This is a genomic window from Variovorax sp. GW821-FHT09D07 (genome assembly GCF_059416345.1).
The window spans coordinates 97,339-114,965 of the sequence record NZ_JBWKOY010000011.1; the positions used below are offsets into that span (position 1 = coordinate 97,339).

15 protein-coding genes are annotated in these 17,627 nt (G+C 69.1%); 11 read left to right on the top strand and 4 right to left on the bottom strand.

From position 1 onward, the window contains the following. The first annotated feature begins 73 nt into the window (after window positions 1-73). The 9 genes from AC07OX_RS28325 (at window position 74) to ispC (ending at window position 9,535) form a co-directional block, all read left to right on the top strand. The gene (locus AC07OX_RS28325) at window positions 74-946 is read left to right on the top strand and encodes a polyprenyl synthetase family protein (protein WP_495262924.1); all 873 of its coding nucleotides are present in this window, start codon (window positions 74-76) and stop codon (window positions 944-946) included. Window positions 947-984: 38 nt separating this feature from the next. After that, entirely contained in the window at window positions 985-2,109 is a 1,125-nt protein-coding gene (locus AC07OX_RS28330) for a Rieske 2Fe-2S domain-containing protein (protein WP_495263365.1), read from the top strand. Window positions 2,110-2,341: 232 nt separating this feature from the next. Continuing rightward, window positions 2,342-3,448: a terpene synthase family protein gene (locus AC07OX_RS28335; protein WP_447747597.1), complete on the top strand. Its 1,107-nt coding sequence runs from the start codon at window positions 2,342-2,344 to the stop codon at window positions 3,446-3,448. A gap of 60 nt (window positions 3,449-3,508) precedes the next feature. Beyond that, entirely contained in the window at window positions 3,509-4,627 is a 1,119-nt protein-coding gene (locus AC07OX_RS28340) for a Rieske 2Fe-2S domain-containing protein (RefSeq protein ID WP_390348231.1), read from the top strand. Next, window positions 4,627-4,764 (top strand): hypothetical protein, encoded by a 138-nt coding sequence (locus AC07OX_RS28345; protein WP_447747601.1) that lies wholly within the window; start codon window positions 4,627-4,629, stop codon window positions 4,762-4,764. The genes AC07OX_RS28340 and AC07OX_RS28345 overlap by 1 nt, the downstream gene beginning before the upstream one ends. Window positions 4,765-4,884: 120 nt before the next feature. Then, window positions 4,885-6,009, top strand: coding sequence for a Rieske 2Fe-2S domain-containing protein (locus tag AC07OX_RS28350; RefSeq protein WP_495262882.1), 1,125 nt, complete (start codon window positions 4,885-4,887; stop codon window positions 6,007-6,009). Between the two features lie 25 nt (window positions 6,010-6,034). Then, the gene (ispH, locus tag AC07OX_RS28355; RefSeq protein WP_495262881.1) at window positions 6,035-6,982 is read left to right on the top strand and encodes a 4-hydroxy-3-methylbut-2-enyl diphosphate reductase; all 948 of its coding nucleotides are present in this window, start codon (window positions 6,035-6,037) and stop codon (window positions 6,980-6,982) included. Further along, window positions 6,979-8,277, top strand: a complete 1,299-nt coding sequence (ispG, locus tag AC07OX_RS28360) for a flavodoxin-dependent (E)-4-hydroxy-3-methylbut-2-enyl-diphosphate synthase (RefSeq protein WP_495262880.1) — start codon at window positions 6,979-6,981, stop codon at window positions 8,275-8,277. Before ispH ends, ispG begins: the two co-directional genes overlap by 4 nt. Before the next feature lie 10 nt (window positions 8,278-8,287). Continuing rightward, on the top strand, window positions 8,288-9,535 hold the full coding sequence (gene ispC / locus AC07OX_RS28365; protein WP_495262879.1) for a 1-deoxy-D-xylulose-5-phosphate reductoisomerase: 1,248 nt from the start codon (window positions 8,288-8,290) through the stop codon (window positions 9,533-9,535). A gap of 94 nt (window positions 9,536-9,629) precedes the next feature. Here ispC and phnY read toward each other — a convergent pair whose 3' ends face one another. The 4 genes from phnY to psrA form a co-directional block, all read right to left on the bottom strand. Continuing rightward, window positions 9,630-11,087: a phosphonoacetaldehyde dehydrogenase gene (phnY, locus tag AC07OX_RS28370; protein ID WP_495262878.1), complete on the bottom strand. Its 1,458-nt coding sequence runs from the start codon at window positions 11,085-11,087 to the stop codon at window positions 9,630-9,632. A gap of 21 nt (window positions 11,088-11,108) precedes the next feature. After that, entirely contained in the window at window positions 11,109-12,356 is a 1,248-nt protein-coding gene (phnA, locus tag AC07OX_RS28375) for a phosphonoacetate hydrolase (protein WP_095950119.1), read from the bottom strand. 44 nt (window positions 12,357-12,400) lie between these two features. After that, window positions 12,401-13,717 (bottom strand): MFS transporter, encoded by a 1,317-nt coding sequence (locus AC07OX_RS28380; RefSeq protein WP_062480079.1) that lies wholly within the window; start codon window positions 13,715-13,717, stop codon window positions 12,401-12,403. A 114-nt stretch (window positions 13,718-13,831) separates the two neighbouring features. Continuing rightward, a complete protein-coding gene (gene psrA / locus AC07OX_RS28385) occupies window positions 13,832-14,926 on the bottom strand; it encodes an iron-containing alcohol dehydrogenase PsrA (protein ID WP_307638487.1) in 1,095 nt (364 codons plus the stop codon). 175 nt (window positions 14,927-15,101) lie between these two features. On the opposite strand from psrA, the gene AC07OX_RS28390 reads away from it, so the two are divergent. Then, complete coding sequence (locus AC07OX_RS28390; protein WP_495262877.1) at window positions 15,102-15,986, top strand: LysR substrate-binding domain-containing protein; 885 nt, start codon at window positions 15,102-15,104, stop codon at window positions 15,984-15,986. A gap of 86 nt (window positions 15,987-16,072) precedes the next feature. Continuing rightward, window positions 16,073-17,626, top strand: coding sequence for a class I adenylate-forming enzyme family protein (locus AC07OX_RS28395; protein WP_495262923.1), 1,554 nt, complete (start codon window positions 16,073-16,075; stop codon window positions 17,624-17,626). The last annotated feature ends 1 nt before the right edge of the window (window position 17,627 follow it).

The following is a 17,627-nucleotide window of genomic DNA, read 5'->3' on the forward strand; positions in this document are numbered from 1 at the left end:
AGCCCTGCTGCCGTACGCCGTCCGCGAGGCCTCGGTGCCGCAGAGCGGACCCGCCACCCCCTTCGACACCTGGATGCACGACGCGGTCCGCTGCACCGAGCACGCACTCGCCGCCGGCCTGCCGCCGGCCGACACCCTGCCCACGCACCTGCACGAAGCGCTGCGCTACGCCGCGCTCGGTGGCGGCAAGCGCATCCGCCCGCTGCTGTGCCAGGCGGCGGGCGCCCTCGTGGACGCACCACCCGACGCGCTCGACGCCACGGGCGCCGCCATCGAGATGGTCCACGTCTACTCGTTGGTGCACGACGACCTGCCCGCGATGGACGACGACGACCTGCGCCGCGGCAAGCCGACCGTGCACGTGGCGTATGACGAAGCCACCGCCATCCTCGTGGGCGATGCGCTGCAGGCGCAGGCCTTCTTCACGCTGAGCGAACTTCCGCTGCCGGCCGAGCGCCGCATCGCACTGGTGCGCGAGCTGGCGCAGGCGGCCGGCTCGCGCCAGCTCGTGGGCGGCCAGGCCATCGACCTGCAAAGCGCGGGCCGGTCCTTGAGCCAACCCGCACTCGAGCAGATGCACCGCATGAAGACCGGTGCGCTGATCCGCGCGGCCGTGCGCATGGGTGCGTTGTGCGGCGCGGCCGACGTGCCGGCCAACGCCGCGCTGTACCGCGCGCTCGACGACTACAGCAGCGCCATCGGCCTGGCCTTCCAGGTGGTCGACGACATCCTCGACGCGACCGCTGACACGGCCACGCTGGGCAAGACCGCAGGCAAGGACGCGTACGACGACAAGGCGACCTGCGTGTCGATGCTCGGCCTCGACGCCTCGCGCACGCTGGCCCGCACGCTGAACGCGCGCGCACATGCGGCGCTCGCACCCTTCGGTGAGCGCGCCGCGCGGCTCGGCCAGCTGGCCGACCTGGTGGTCCAGCGCGCGCACTGAGCCCCACCTGCGAATGCCCCCGCCCCAGGAGCCCCGACATGCCTGAACCGACGACCCATTTCATGAGGGAACCGCTGGGCGTGAACAGCGCCCCGTCGGTTGCCGACGAACGCCACGCGCGCGTCGTGGAGGTTCGCACGCCGCCGCGGCCCATGCGCAGCACCACGGGAGAGACGCGCCCCCCCCATCCTTATGCCAACGGCTGGTTCGCCGTGTGCTTCAGCCACGAGGTCAAGCCGGGCGCGGTGCGCATCGTGCCGTTCGCGGGACAGGAGCTGGTGATCTACCGCACGCAGTCGGGCCTGGCCCGTGCCATCGATCCGTACTGCCCGCACCTGGGTGCGCACCTGGGCCACGGCGGGAAAGTCGACGGCGAGAACCTGGTCTGCCCGTTCCACGGCCTGAGCTTCGGCCCCGATGGCGGCTGCGTGCGCGCCTGCGCAGGCCAGACGCCGCCGAACGCGGCGCTGACGGGCCGCTACATGAAGGAGATGAACGGCGCGATCATGGTGTGGCGACACAGCGAGGACCGGCCGCCCGACTGGGACATTCCGGAAATGGACCTCAGCGACCGCCTCAACCCCCGGTACGGCAGCCACGAACTCGAAGGCTACTTCGACTCGATGGTCGAGAACAGCATGGACCTGACCCACTTCGGATGGGTGCACGGGTTCACCGAGACCGCGCTGTCGCACGAGGTGGACGGGCACAAGCTCATCGTCACGATCACCGCCCGCTGGAAGGGGCAGCGTTTCCACTCGCGTCTGACCAACTTCGGCCTCGGCTTCACCCGCGGGGAGAACGCGTTGCCGGACCTCGGCGTGCAAGTCGTGACCCTGGCCTTCGCGACACCCGTCGCGCCCATGAAATGGACCTTCCGCTGGAGCGACAACCCCAGCGTCGCGCGCTTCGACCGCTGGCCGGCCCCGCTGCGCAAGCTCGCCTACCAGGTGCTCAATCCGCTGGCGCACCGCTGGCTGATCTCGGTGGTGGGCGGCGACTTCCCGATCTGGGACGCCCGCACCCGCCTCCCGCATCCCAAGCTCATGGCGGGGGAGCGCTCCTTCACCGCCTTCCGGCGCTGGTCGGCGCAGTTCTACCCGCCCACCTCCGGCGGCGACGCAGACGCTGGCCATGTCCTGCGCATGTCGGCGGGACGCTGAGCCGCCCCAACAGGAGTTCCCACCATGCGCGTCATCCTTGCCCAGCCCCGAGGCTTGCGAGCTGCGCGACATCGCCGTGAGCTTCTCGGACGCGCTGCGCAAGGACAAGGCGGCGTCGTTCAGCTTCATTGCGCGGCGGACCTGAGTTCCTGCGCGAACGGCGCCAGGAACGCCACTCGCGCGCCTGCCCCACCCACCTCACCCGCGACGACGCGACCCAGGAGAAAACCGCATGACCAGCCGTCTCAAGTTCCCATTGCTACCGATCCCGCGCCGCTGGGAGATGCATCCGCACTTCGATCCCGCGCATTCGCTGACGAACCGCTTCGAGATGGCGACGCTCGCCTACTGCGACCGCTTCAGGATGTACGACAGCGAGACGCAACGGGCTCGCCTGGCCAAGATAGAAATCTCGCGCCTCGCCGCCCTGATGTACACCAAGGGCTCCGACGAGTTGCTGCAGGTCGGTTCCGACTTCACGTTGTGGGCGTTCGCCTTCGATGACGAGTACTGCGACGAGGGCCCGCTCAGCAAGGATCCGGCGGGTTTCAACCGCAAGGCCTGCGAGATCCTGCGCGGCATCGACAGCCCGGAGGATCCGCCTTGCAACGGCGACAAGTACGCCATGGGGATACGGGACATCCGCCAGCGCCTGGACCGGTTCGCCAAGCCCCAGCAAGCCGCGCGGTTCACCGAGATGATCCGCTGGTACGTCACCTCCGAGATGATGAAACTCACGGACCCCAGTCCGACGCTCAGCGATTACTTCGTCACGCGCCTGTACGCGGGGGGCGGCATGGCGTTTCCGGCGCTGGTCCATATCGTGGCCGACGTCGACCTCCACCAGAACGAGTGGGAGGACCGGCGCGGGCGCGCCCTGATGGAGATCACGGCCCTGCTGGCCATCCTCGACGCAGAGATGTACGCCTACCCCAAGGAAGTTGCGCGCAGTTCCAACGACCACAACATCCTCATGCTCTTCCTGCGCGACTACCGCTGCTCTTTCGAAGAGGCGGTCGAGCGCTACATGCAGATGCGCTGGCGAATGATCAGCCTCTTCGAGCGCGTGCTCCAGGACGTGCTCAAGGACGCATCGCCGGCCATGACCGAATTCGTCAACGGTCTGGCTCTCTATCACGTGGGGACGATCCCATGGTCGATCGGCAACAACCGCTATGGATCGATCAGTGGGCTGGTGACCAACGAAGCGGTGGAGGACGGCGGCGTCACGTACGAGTGTCCGCCGGAGAGCTTCGAATCGATCGGCATCCAGTCGTGCGATTGGTGGTGGACGCTCGATCCGGCACGGCGGGAAGTCGCGCACAAGCGCCGGGCCTGAGTCCGCAGGCGCGAGGCGCCAGGCACCGAGGGCGGCGATCCACCGAAACCGAGAGCTCACATGACCGTTCTACTGAAACAGACAGAGACCGAGGCGCCTCCCGCCCCACCGATGCATGTGTCGGACGCCGCGACGCCCTTGCGCGCGCGCCAGCCGATGGCCGCGCACATGAAATGCCTGCCCGGCGACGCACGGCCGGTGCTGCCCTATCCGAACGGATGGTTCGCCGCCTGCTTCAGCCACGAGCTCAAGCGCGGTGCGGTGCTGATCAGGCCCTTGATGGAACGGGAAATCGTTCTGTACCGGACGCAATCCGGCCTCGTCCGCGTGATCGAGCCCTATTGCCCTCACATGGGTGCGCACCTGGGACACGGAGGCCGGGTCGAAGGAGAGAACCTGGTGTGCCCCTTCCATCGCCTGAAGTTCGGACCGGAAGGCGGCTGCGTGCACACGGGCCGCGCCGGGCCGACACCGCGCATGGCACTGACCGCACGGCATGCACGGGAGCACAACGGGCTCGTCTTCACGTGGGTGCATCACGAGGGGCACTCTCCCTCGTGGGAGCTGCCGGTGCATGACATGAGCGGCTGGAGCCGTCCGGCCTTCGTGCATCACGAGCAGGAAGGCTATTTCCAGAACTCCGGGGAGAACAGCGTCGACGTGATCCATTTCGACACGATCCACCGCTTTGGACAACCGGAAATGTCCGCCCGCGTCGTCGACAACCAGCTGGAGGTCCGGATGTCGGCCACGTTGATGGGCAAGCCCATGTTCCTGCATCTCACGAACTACGACGCAGCCACCATGTACGGGCACTTCACGGTGCCTTCGCTCGGCCTGCAAGCGGTTGTCCGGGCGTATTCCACACCCAACACGCGCCTGCGCTGGTCCTTGCGCATCGTCACGACCCTGAAAGTCGAACGCTTCGCCCGCTGGCCTGCGGGGGTCCGCTCGGCGCTCTATGCGCTGATGAAGCCGCTCGCGGGCGTGTGGTCGGATCGCACGTCGCACCAGGACACGCGGATCTGGGACCACAGGGGGCTCCCGGGGAGTTTCAAGCTGATGGCCGAAGAGCGACCTGCCGCGCTGTACCAGCGCTGGGTGTCGCAGTTCTATTCGTGCGACTTCCCGGGTGTGAAGCCTTCGGCAACGGACAGGCCTTCGCACAAGGAGACTTGATGACCGCCTCCCTCGAGCATGCGCCCCACCGCATGGCCCCTCGCCCGGACGAGACCCGCTTCGACGCCTGGATGCACGACGCGATCGGCCGGTATCTCGGGCAACTGGCCGACCTGATCGTCCACCGCTCGCACTGAAACGATCGCCCCGCCACCCGACGCGTTTGCCATGCCTTCTTCATCGCCAGCCAGGCGTCGTGGGTCCAGGACGAGGCTCTCGACGCTGCATCCGAACATCCTCACCCAGGAGTCCCAGAGATGACCGAACCGACCGCGCGCACCATGATCGGCCTGCCCTCCGTGCAAGCGATCCATCCACCCGCAGGCGAACACCATGCCTTCCCCCAGGAGGTTCGCAAGCCGTACCTCCTGGCGCGCAGCGCCTCGGGCGACACCCGTCCTGCGCTGCCCTATTCCAACGGCTGGTTCGCCGTGTGCTTCAGCCACGAGGTCAAGCCGGGCGGGGTGCACGTCGTCCCCTTCATGGGGCAGGACCTGGTCGTCTATCGCACGCAGTCGGGGCTGGCGCGTGTCGTCGATCCGTATTGCCCGCACGCGGGCGCGCACCTGGGACACGGCGGGAAGGTCGACGGCGAGAACCTGGTCTGCCCGTTCCATGGCCTGGCGTTCGGTACCGACGGCGGGTGCGTGCGCGCCTGCCCGGGCCAGACCCCGCCCCGCGCGGCGCTGACGAGCCGCTACATGCGGGAGCAGAACGGGACCATCCTGGTGTGGCGGCACAGCGAGGACCGGCCTCCCGAATGGGAGATTCCCGCCATGGACCTGTCGGACCGCCTCAGCCCGCAATACGGCGCCCACGAACTCGACGGCTACGGCGACTCGATGGGAGAGAACGGCATGGACCCGACCCACTTCGACTGGCTGCACGGATTCACCGACACCGAGATCACGCACGAGATCGAGGGGCACACGCTCGTCGCCACGATCAACGCACGCTGGAAAGGACAGCGATTCCGCTCGCGCCTGACCAACTACGGCCTTGGCCATGCCTGCGGGGAGAACGAAATGCCGGACCTCGGCGTGCACGTCGTGACCCAGGCGTACGCCACCCCCATCGCCCCCCTGAGATGGACGTTCCGCTGGATCGACAACCCCAGCGTCGCGCGGATCGATCGCCTGCCCGCGCCGCTGCGGCGACTCGCCTACCGGGTGCTCAATCCGCTGGCACACCGCTGGCTGATCTCGGTCGTCAACGACGACTTCACGATCTGGAACGCCCGCACGCATCTGAAGCATCCCAAGCTCATGCCAGGCGAGCGCACCCTGGCCGCGTTCCGCCGCTGGTCCGAGCAGTTCTACCCACCCACCCAGACCGCCGACGCGGAAGCCGGCCCGGCGCCGAGAACGTCGACGGGAAGATGAACCGCCACCCCGAGGAGTCCCCACCATGCGCGTCATCCTTGCCCAGCCCCGAGGCTTCTGCGCCGGCGTCGTGCGCGCCATCGACACGGTCGAACACGCGCTGCGGCGCCACGGCACGCCCATCTACGTGCGCCACGAGATCGTGCACAACAAGCACGTCGTCGACGACCTGAAGGCGCAGGGCGCGGTCTTCGTCGAGGAGTTGGCCGAAGTGCCCGCGGACGCGGTGGCGATCTTCAGCGCGCATGGCGTGAGCCACGCGGTCGAGGTCGAAGCCCGCGCGCGCGGCCTGCGCGCGATCGACGCCACCTGCCCGCTGGTCACCAAGGTGCACGAGCAGGGGCGCCGCTATGCCGCCAAGGGCTATGCGCTGATCCTCATCGGCCACGCCGGGCACCCCGAGGTGACCGGCACGCTGGGGCAGATTCCGGCGCCGGTCACGCTGGTGCAGACCGAGGCCGACGTGGACGCGCTGGTGCTCGATGCCGACACGCCGCTGGCCTACATCACGCAGACCACGCTGTCGGTGGACGACACGCGCGGCATCATCGACGCGCTGCAGCGGCGCTTTCCGCAGATCGTCGGGCCCGACACGCGCGACATCTGCTACGCCACGCAGAACCGGCAGACGGCCGTGCGCGAACTGAGCCAGCAGGTCGACGTGGTGCTGGTGGTCGGCGCGCAGAACAGCTCCAACTCGCAGCGCCTGCGCGAGATCGCAGCGCAGGCCGGCGTGCGCAGCTACCTCATCGCGCAGGGCAGCGAGCTCAAGCCCGACTGGGTGCGCGACGCCGGCGCGGTGGGCGTCACCGCCGGCGCCTCGGCGCCCGAGACCATGGTGCAGGACGTGGTCGCCGCGCTGCGCCGCCTGGCCGAGGTGGAGCTGCTGACGCTGCCCGGGCGTGAAGAGCACGTGGTGTTCCGCCTGCCGGCGGAACTCGCGGCGGACACTGCCATAGAGGCCATGCCATGAAACCACCCGTCGCACGCCGTGGCTCGCGGCAGGTGCGCGTCGGCGCGGTGCGCATCGGCGGCGACGCGCCCGTGGCCGTGCAGGCCATGACCAACACCGACACCGCCGACGCGGCCGCCACCGTGGCGCAGGTGGCGGCGCTCGCGCGCGCGGGGGCCGAGCTGGTGCGCCTCACGGTCAACAACGAGGAGGCCGCCGCGCAGGTGGCGCCGATCCGCGATGCGCTCGCGCGCCAGCAGGTGAATGTGCCGCTGGTGGGCGACTTCCACTTCAACGGCCACCGCCTGCTCGCGCAGTACCCCGACTGCGCGCAGGCGCTGGCCAAGTACCGCATCAACCCCGGCAACGTGGGCCGGGGCGACAAGCGCGACGCGCAGTTCTGCCAGCTCATCGAGATCGCCTGCCGCCACGGCAAGCCGGTGCGCATCGGCGTGAACTGGGGCAGCCTCGACCCCGCGCTGCTGGCACGCCTGATGGACGCCAACGCGCAGGCGGCGCAGCCGCGGCCGGCCGACGAGGTGATGCGCCAGGCGCTCATTGTCTCGGCGCTGGAGAACGCCGCGCGCGCCGAAGACGTCGGCCTGCCGCCCGATCGCATCGTGCTGTCGGCCAAGGTGAGCCAGGGGCAGGACCTGATCGCCGTGTACCGCGAACTGGCCGCGCGCTGCGACTACCCGCTGCACCTGGGCCTGACCGAGGCCGGCATGGGCTCCAAGGGCATCGTGGCCTCGGCCACGGCGATGGGCGTGCTGCTGCAGCAGGGCATCGGCGACACCATCCGCGTGTCGCTCACGCCCGAGCCGAACGGCGACCGCACGCGCGAGGTGCTGGTGGCGCAGCAGATCCTGCAGTCGATGGGCCTGCGCGCCTTCACGCCCAGCGTGACGGCCTGCCCCGGCTGCGGGCGCACCACGAGCACCTTCTTCCAGTCGCTGGCCAGCCAGATCGAAGGCTGGCTGCACGCGCAGGCGCCGGCCTGGCGCGTGCGCTTCCCGGGCGTGGAAGACATGCACGTGGCCGTGATGGGCTGCGTGGTCAACGGCCCCGGCGAGAGCCGACTCGCGCACCTGGGCATCTCGCTGCCGGGCTCGGGCGAGCAGCCGGTGGCGCCGGTCTACATCGACGGCGAACGCGCGCTGACGCTCAAGGGCGAGCACATCGCCGACGACTTCACGCGGCTGGTCGAGACCTACGTGGCCGCGCGCTACGGCGCCGATGCCGAGGCGAGCGAGCGACTCGGTGCGTGGATGAAGCCGTCGTCGCGCGAGCGCGTCGTGCCGATCGCTGCCGTCTGAAGGCATCGCCATGGCCACGCAACGCCTCACCCTGCTCGGTGCCACCGGCTCGATCGGCGACAGCACGCTCGACCTCGTGGCGCGCCACCCCGGCCGCTTCACGGTGCATGCGCTGACGGCGCACCGCAACCTCGACAAGCTCTTCACGCACTGCGTCGCCTTCCGCCCCGAGGTCGCGGTGGTCGGCGATGCGCCAGGCGCCATGCGGTTGCAGGCGCGGCTGCGTACGGCCGGCCTGCGCACCGAGGTCACGCACGGCCCGCAGGCGCTGTGCGAGGTCGCGCAGTCGGCGGGCTGCGACACGGTGGTCGCGGCCATCGTCGGCGCGGCGGGGTTGCTGTCGTCGCTGGCGGCGGCGCGCGCGGGCAAGAAGATCCTGCTGGCGAACAAGGAGGCGCTCGTGATGTCCGGCGCGCTGTTCATGCGCGCGGTGGCCACGCACGGCGCCACGCTGCTGCCGCTGGACAGCGAGCACAACGCGATCTTCCAGTGCCTGGCGGGCGCACCGGCCGGCGGCGTGGGCGTGCAGCGGCTGGTGCTCACCGCCTCGGGCGGGCCGTTCCTGCACCGCCCGCTGGAGGCGCTGGACCGCGTCACGCCCGACGAGGCCTGCGCGCATCCCACCTGGCGCATGGGCCGCAAGATCTCGGTCGACTCCGCGACGATGATGAACAAGGGCCTCGAGACCATCGAGGCGCGCTGGCTGTTCGCGATGCCGCCCGAGCGCATCGAGGTGGTGATCCACCCGCAGAGCGTGATCCATTCGATGGTGGCCTATGCCGACCAGTCGGTGCTGGCGCAGCTGGGCCGCCCCGACATGCGCACGCCGATCGCGCACGCGCTGGCCTGGCCCGAGCGCATCGACTCGGGCGTGGCGCCGCTGGACTTCCTGCAGCTCGCCCACCTGAGCTTCGCGGCGCCCGAGCTGAAACGCTTTCCCTGCCTGCGCCTGGCGCTGGAGGTGCTGCGCGAGGGGTGCGCAGCCAGCGTCACGCTCAATGCGGCGAACGAAGTGGCGGTCGATGCCTTCCTGAACGGGCGCCTGCGCTACACCGACATCGCTTGCGTGGTGGAGGACTGCCTGCAGCACGCGCCTGCGTCCGCGCACGAGAACCTGGACGACATCCTCGCGGCCGATGCGCATGCGCGCGTGCTGGCGGGTCAGGCGATCCAGCGTGCGGCGTTGCGGTCCCCATCGCCGGCAGTCCCGCTTTCCGAGTCGGTCACCTTGGACGAAGGCATGGGCGCGCGGCTGTAGCGCGACAGCCATTTGGCCGCCACGGCCAGCGCCATCGGCGGCGGGGTCTCACGCACGGCGCGCGACGCGCCATGCGCCTCGTGCGCCGCGCCGCTCACCATGGCAGCGAGTAGGTCTTGGTGTTGGTGAAGCTCTTCATGGCCTCGAGCACGCCTTCCTTGTAGCCCAGGCCCGAGTCCTTGATGCCGCCGAAGGGCGTGAGCTCCAGGCGGTAGCCCGGCACCTCGCGCACATTGACGCTGCCCACGTTCAGCTCGCGGATGAAGCGCGTGATGTAGTCCAGGCGGTTGGTGCAGATCGACGACGACAAACCGTAGGCCGTGCCGTTGGAGATGCGGATCGCCTCGTCGATGTTCCTGAAGCGGATCACCGGCGACACGGGGCCGAAGGTCTCGTGCTTGGCGACGGTCATCTCGGGGTCGACGTGGTCGAGCACGGTGGGCGAGTACAGCGCGCCGCGGCGCTCGTTACCGTACAGGAGCTTGGCGCCGGCTGCGATGGCTTCGTTGACCACGGCTTCGAACTGCTTGGCAGCGGCCTCGTCGATCACGGTGCCCATGTCGGTGTCTGGGTCCATCGGGTCGCCGTACTTCAGCGCGCGGGTCTTCTCGACCAGCAGCTCGACGAAGCGATCCGCAACGGCCTCGTGCACCAGCATGCGCTTCACCGCCGTGCAGCGCTGCCCCGAGTTCTTGTAAGACCCGTTGGCAGCCAGCGTCGCCGCTTCTTCGATGTCCGCGTCTTCCATCACGATGATCGGGTCGTTGCCGCCCAGCTCCAGGATCTGGCGCTTGTAGGTGGCCTTGCCCGCGATGTACTTGCCGATGGGCACGCCACCCGTGAAGGTGACCAGGTCGACGTCGGCGTTGGTCAGCAGCTCGTCGGCAATTTCCTTCGGATCGCCCGTGAGCACCGACAGCATCTGCGGTGGCAGTCCTGCCTCGTACAGGATGTCGGCCAGCAGAAAGGCCGTGAGCGGCGTCTTCTCGCTGGGCTTCAACACGATGCGGTTGTTCGTCGCAATGGCCGGCGCCACCTTGTGGATCACCTGGTTCAGCGGATGGTTGAACGGCGTGATGGCGGTGATGGCGCCCAGGAGCGGCTCGCGCATCGTGTAGACCTTGCGGCTCTTGCCGTGGTGCGTGAGGTCGCAGGAAAAGACCTGGCCGTCGTCCACCAGCGCCTGGTTGGCGGCGAACAGCAGCACGTCGGAGGCGCGGCCCACTTCGTACAGCGAGTCCTTGCGCGACAGGCCCGATTCGAGCGTGATGGTGCGCGACATTTCATCCAGGCGCGAGGCGATGATCTCGCCGGCGCGCATGAGGATCTTGTAGCGCTCGTAGCGCGTGAGCGTGGGCTTGTAGTCGCGGGCGATGCGCAGGGCATTGCGCACGTCGTCCAGCGTGGCCTTGGGCACGGTGGCGATCACCTCGCCGGTGTACGGGTAGGTGACCTCGATGGTGCGGTCGCGGTGGACTTTCTCGCCCGCGATGCGCAGGGCTTCGCGGTACACGGTGCCGGGCTTCAGGGCGGCGTGGTCGGACTTGCTCATGGAATGCTCCGTCAAATAAGTTCAGGCGGCGGCCACCAGCGGGCCTTGGGCGTGGTTCAGTGCGAGGTCGAGCGCGTCGAAGTTGCGCAGCCGGCGCGTGCTCGCCACGCCCGCGACGGGGCGGTTGCAGATCAGGGGCACCTTCTGCTCCGACACGCCGCCGTGCGAACGCAGTGGCACTTCGAGCGCCGTGAGGTCGTGGCGCGTGGCCGAGGTGCCGATGACGGTGCTTTGCTCGCTCACCACCACGATGTCGCCGATGCGGTCGGGCGGCAACTCGAAGCGCTGCGCGGCCTCCTTGCGCGAGAGCACGAGCTGCATGCCGGGGATGCGCTGGATGCGGTCGATCCAGCCGGGCACCTCATCCTCGCTGGGCACATACACGGTGGCGAACGAGCCGAGTGCGCCGTGGTGCACCACATACGGATCGGTGATCGGCAGGATCACGCGCGCGCGGTCCGGGCCATACCAGCCGTCGAGCACGTCCTGCAGGTAGATGACGTTGGGCGAACCGTCGGCGCCGTGCTTGTCGTTCATGCCGTGGTCGGCCGTGAGCACGATGGTGGCGCCCAGCGCGTCGAGCTGCGCGAGGTAGCCGTCCATCATTTGATAGAAGGCGTTGGCGGCGGGGCTTCCCGGCGCGGCCTTGTGCTGCACGTAGTCGGTGGTCGACAGGTACATCAGGTCGGGGCGGCGCGATTCCATGAGCTTCACGCCGGCGGCGAACACGAACTCCGAGAGCTCCGCGCTGTACACCGAAGGCACCGGCATGCCGACCATGTCGAGCACGTTGTCGATGCCGTTTTCTTCCATCGTCACCTGGTCCGACTTCTCGGACGAGAAGCAGATGCCTTTCATCTTGTGGCCCAGCAGCTTGCGCAGCTTGTCTTTCGCCGTGACCACCGCGAGCTTGGCGCCCGCGTCGGCAAAGGCGGCGAGCACGGTGCCGGCGCGCAGGTACTTGGGGTCGTTCATCATCACTTCCTGGCCCAGCTCGCGGTCGAAGAAGTAGTTGCCGCAAATGCCGTGCACCGCAGGCGGTGCGCCGGTCACGATCGACAGGTTGTTCGGGTTGGTGAACGAAGGCACGACGCAGTCGGCCAGCAGGTCGGCGCCGCCCTTGCGCATGGCCTCGAGGTACGGCGCCACGCCGGCCGCAATGGCCGCGTCGAGGTACGCCGGCTCGCAGCCGTCGACGCAGACGACGACCACCGGGCGGACCATCCAGCGGTAGCTGCGGCCGTTCACTTCGAGTCGATCGGATTTCATGAAGAGATGCTCCTTGGCAAGTTGGGTGTGGCGGTGCGCGGGCTTCAGCGGCGGATGAACAGCGCGATGAAGGCACTGATGAGGCAGCTGGCCGCGACGATGGGGAACACCACCGAGGTGCTGCCCGAGTGGTCCAGCATCCGCCCGATCAGCGGTTCGCCCAGGCCGGCCAGCAGGTACGAGAAGAAATTCATGACACCGGTGGCGGTGCCGGCGCGCTTGGCACCCACGAGGTCGGGGCACAGGGCCCAGAACGACGAGGCCGGGCCGTAGACGAAGAAGCCCGCCAGGAACAGCAGCCCCAGGCCGAGGATGCTGGTGGGCAGCAGGTACATGCCCATCGAGGCGATGGCGCCCAGCAGCATGTACAGCACGATGGCCTTGTAGCGCTTGGAGCCGAACACCTTGTCGGAGATCCAGCCGTTGGTGAGCGCACCGAAGGCCATGCCCACGGGCAGCGCCACCGAGATCCAGGCCGGGTCGATCATCCCGTCGGCGGCCTTGGCCCAGTCCTTGCCCAGGAAGTGCACGGGCACCCAGACGATGAGGCCGTAGCGCGCCGCGTTCTGGAAGCCGATGGCCAGCGCGGCGATCATCAGCTTGGGGTTGCTGAGCACGGCCTTGTAGCGCGACCAGGAGCTTTCCTGCGGCTCGCCGTCGGCCACGCCGGCCTTGTCGGCTTCCTGCGGGTTGTTGTTGGCCACGCCGGTGTCGGGCGACTTGAAGCCCAGGTCTTCCGGCCGCTCACGGGCGATCAGATAGAAGGCAATGCCGCCCACCAGCATCAGCAGCACGGGGAGCCGGAAGATCCAGCGCCAGTCCAGGTGCAGCACGTTGACGACGATGATCGAGGTCACGAACGACAGCACCGAGGCGCAGCCGGCGGCGAACACGTAGAAGCCGTAGACCTTGCCGCGCTCGCCCGCGCCCCACCAGTTCGACAGCAGCCGGCTGCCCGGCGCCCAGCCCAGGGCCTGGAAGTAGCCGTTGATGCCCCACGGAATGGCCAGGCTCTTGAAGCCGACCGCGAAGCTCACGACCCAGTTGGCGGCGCACGAAAGGATGGCGCCGGCGGTCATCACGCGGCGTCCGCCGAACTTGTCGCCCAGGTTGCCGTTGATGGCCTGCCCGACGGCATAGCACCACAGCAGCGAGGTCGAGGCCCAGCCCAGCATTTCCTTGGAGAGGCCGAACTCCTTCTGGATGCCCGGGATGGCGAAGCCGAAGGTCTGGCGCCCCGTGTAGAAGAAGAAGTAGCAGAACATGGCCGCCAGCAGCATCCGCCACTGCGCCTTGCGGAACGAATTGTCGAGCGGGCGTGCGTAGGTGCCCGCCTGCAGAATGGGATTGGCCGCTTGCATGGTATGTCTCCTTGTCTTGACGGGCGTGGGGCCCGTGGGGCCGGCTCGATGGCCGGCATGCTGTCTGTCGTGTCTGGCTGTCTCTGTCTTTTCTCGCTGCGCAGTCCCTGCCTGTCAGGCCAACGCCGCCGCGCCGATGAAGTTCTTGCCGCGCGCCCCGTCCATGGCCCGCGCGATCATGGCCGCCGCTTCGCTGTCCGCCACGCCATAGTCGGCAAACTCGGTCTTCACGCCAAGCCCCTGCAGGAAAGCCCGCAGTCGCTGCGTGGCGGTCGCCAGGTCGGTGCCGAACAGCAGCTGCAGCGTCCGGTCGCGGTCGGGCGAGCGGGCCCAGGCCTTCTCCAGCACCAGGGGCAGCGTGAAAGAGCAGGCGATACCGTGGGCCAGGCCGTGGCGCAGCGTCATCTCGTAGGAAATGGAATGCGCCAGCGCCGTCTTGGTGTTGGAGAACGCCATGCCGGCCTTCAGCGCGGCCAGCGCCATGCGCTCGCGCAGGTCGAGGTTGCCCAGGTCTTTGAGCAGCGCCGGCAGGCAGTCGAAGATGTCGCGCACGGCCGAGACGGCGAAGGTGTCGGAGACCGGGTTGGCATTCACGTTCCAGATCGCTTCGAGCGCGTGCGACAGTGCATCGAGCCCCGTCGACACCGTGGTGCCCGCGGGCACCGAGAGCATGAGCTCGGGGTCGACGATGGCGGCCTCGGGCCAGGTGGCGTCCAGGTGCAGCGAGTATTTCTTCTGGTTGCCGGCGTCCCAGATGGTGGCCCACGGCGTCACCTCGCTGCCGGTGCCGGCGGTGGTCGGCACGGCGATCAGCGGCTTGACGCTGGCGGGCACGAAAGGCTTGCCGGTGGCCAGCAGCGCAACGAGCTCGTCGAACTGCCCGTTGGCCGTGCCCACCATCAGCGCCTTGGCCGTGTCGATGGCGCTGCCGCCGCCGACCGCCACGATGGCGTCGCAGGGCGCGTCCGACTGCCAGAAGGTGTTGTACAGGTCGCGCAGGTGGGCGACATCGGGGTTGGGGCGCACGTCGTCGATCACGGTGACGAGCGCGTCGCCCAGCAGAGCCTGCAGGCGATCGACCAGGCCCAGGCCGCGGGCCTCGGGGAAGGTGACGAGCGCGACGCGGCGGCCCGCCAGCAGCGAGGGCAGCCGTGCGAGGCTGCCTCGCCCGGAATGAATGGACACGGGGTTGCGGTAGGCGTGGGGCATGTTTTTTGTCTCCGGTTTCTGTCTGGGCCGCAGTGTCGAAGCGGCGCACCGGGGCGTCCAATCGCATTTCGCGCGTGCAACCCGTCCAAAACCGATGGATGCCTTCGGGAAAGCCTGCATAGGCGCCGGCGCCGCATCTGAGGGAGGCTCGGCGCACGCCCCTCACGATCGCCCCATGTTTCACCAGTACTACAAGTGGATCCGCTGCTTCCACGCCGTCGCCAAGACCGGCGGCTTCACCACGGCCGCGCGCTACCTGCACATCGGCCAGCCCACCGTGACCGACCAGGTCAAGGCGCTGGAAGAGCGCTTCAACGTCGAGCTGTTCCTGCGCAGCGGGCGCGCCGTGCGGCTCACGGCCGCGGGCGAGCAGCTGTATGCGATCACGCAGGGCCTGTTCGGGCAGGAGGAAGAGGCGATGCAGTTCCTGCAGCGCGCCCACAAGCTGCGCACGGGGCTGGTGCGCGTGGGCGCGGTGTCGCCGCCCATCGCGCTGGAGCTGGCGCGCAGCTTCAAGCGCAGCCACGCCGGGCTCGACCTGACGGTGTCGATCGGCTCCGAGGCCTCCACGCTCGGCGGGCTGCAGGACTTCGACATCGACGTGGGCATCCTCGTCGAGCCGCCCGAGATCGAAGGCCTGCACCAGGTGCCGTACCGCGTGGAGCGCATCGTGGCCGTGGTGCCCGCGAAGCACCCGTGGGCCCGCAAACGCACCATCGCCACGCGCGACATCGCGGGCGAGCCGGTGATCCTGCGCGAGCCCGGCTCCAAGACGCGCCACCGCGTCGAGCGCGCCTGCGCACAGCAGGGGGTGCAGATGCACTGCGTGATGGAGATCAACAGCCGCGAGGCCATCCTGCACGCCGTGGCCAACGGCATGGGCGTGGGCTTCGTCACGCAGATCGAGTGCATTCCGCTGCCCGGCCTGAAGATGGTGGAAATCGATGACGACGAGCTCTCGATCAGCTACTCGCTGTGCTGCCTGGCGGTGCGCAAGGACCGGCCGCTGATCCGCGCGCTGTTCGAGGTGGCGCAGCAGGGCGACGACACCCCCGGCTGATCGGGTTTCGTCGCGGGCGGCACACCCCGCGGCGGGCTTCTTCGCTATCCTGCCGTCTGGCCCCAGACGAAGGATCGACCTTGAACTTGCACCCCGCCCTCCAGGACGCCGCCGCGCGCGACTTCGGCACCCTTGCCGACCTGGTCCGCCTCCACGCCCAGCACACCCCCGAGCGCCCCGCGCTGGCCGATGCCCAGCAGACGCTGGACTACCGCGCACTCGACGCGCTCATGGACCGCATCGCCGCCGCCCTGCAGCGCGACGGTCTGCGCGCCGGCGACGCCATCGCCGTCTGCGCCGCCTCGTCGGTGCCCTACGCCGCCGTGTTCCTGGGCGCGCTGCGCGCGGGCGTGGCGGTGGCCCCGCTGGCCCCCGGCTCGGCGCCCGCCAGCCTGGCGCGCATGATCACCGACGCCGACGCGCGCCTGCTGTTCACCGACGCCTCGGCCGCCGAGGTGGTGGGCGCCGCGCAGGCCACGGGCCTGCCGCACATCGCGCTCGACGGCTCCAACGTCGGCCGCGCGCTCGACGACTGGCTCGCGGCGCCCGGCGCGAAGCCGGAGCCCGTCGAGGTGCAGCCCGACTGGGCCTTCAACATCATCTATTCGTCGGGCACCACCGGCGAGCCCAAGGGCATCGTGCAGGGGCACGGCATGCGCTGGTCGCACATCCAGCGCGGCGCCAAGTACGAGTACGGGCCTGAGACGGTCACGCTGCTGTCGACGCCGCTGTACTCCAACACCACGCTGGTGGTGTTCTTCCCCACCCTCGCCTTCGGCGGCTGCGTGGTGCTGATGCCCAAGTTCGACGCGCTGGGCTACCTGCAGCTGGCCGAGAAGCACCGCGTGACGCACACCATGCTGGTGCCGGTGCAGTACCAGCGCCTGATGGCGCACCCGCGCTTCGACGCGCACGACCTGTCGACCTTCCGCCACAAGTTCAGCACCAGCGCGCCCTTCAACGCGGCGCTCAAGGCCGACGTGCTCAAACGCTGGCCCGGCGGACTGGTCGAGTTCTACGGCATGACCGAAGGCGGCGGCACCTGCATCCTGGAGGCGCACCTGAACCCGACCAAGCTGCACACCGTGGGCCAGCCCGCGCCGGGCAGCGACATCCGCCTGATCGACGAGGAAGGCAACGAGCTGCCGCGCGGCGACACCGAAGTGGCCGGCGAGGTGGTCGGCCACTCGGCCGGCATGATGACCGGCTACCACCGCCAGCCCGCGAAGACGCGCGAGGCCGAGTGGTTCGACGCCACCGGCAAGCGCTTCATCCGCACCGGCGACGTGGGCCGCTTCGACGCCGACGGCTTCCTCACGCTGTTCGACCGCAAGAAGGACATGATCATCAGCGGCGGCTTCAACATCTACCCGAGCGACCTCGAAGGCGTGCTGCGCGGCCATGCGGCGGTGGCCGACGTGGCGGTGGTCGGCGTGCCGTCCGAGCAGTGGGGCGAGACGCCCGTGGCCTTCGTGGTGCGCCGGGAAGGCGACGCCACCACCGAAGAGGCGCTGCTGCAGTGGGCCAACGCACAGGTCGGCAAGACCCAGCGGCTGGCGCGCCTGCGCTTCATCGACGAGCTGCCGCGCAGCGCGATCGGCAAGGTGCTCAAGCGCGAACTGCGCGACCTGAGTGCCTGAT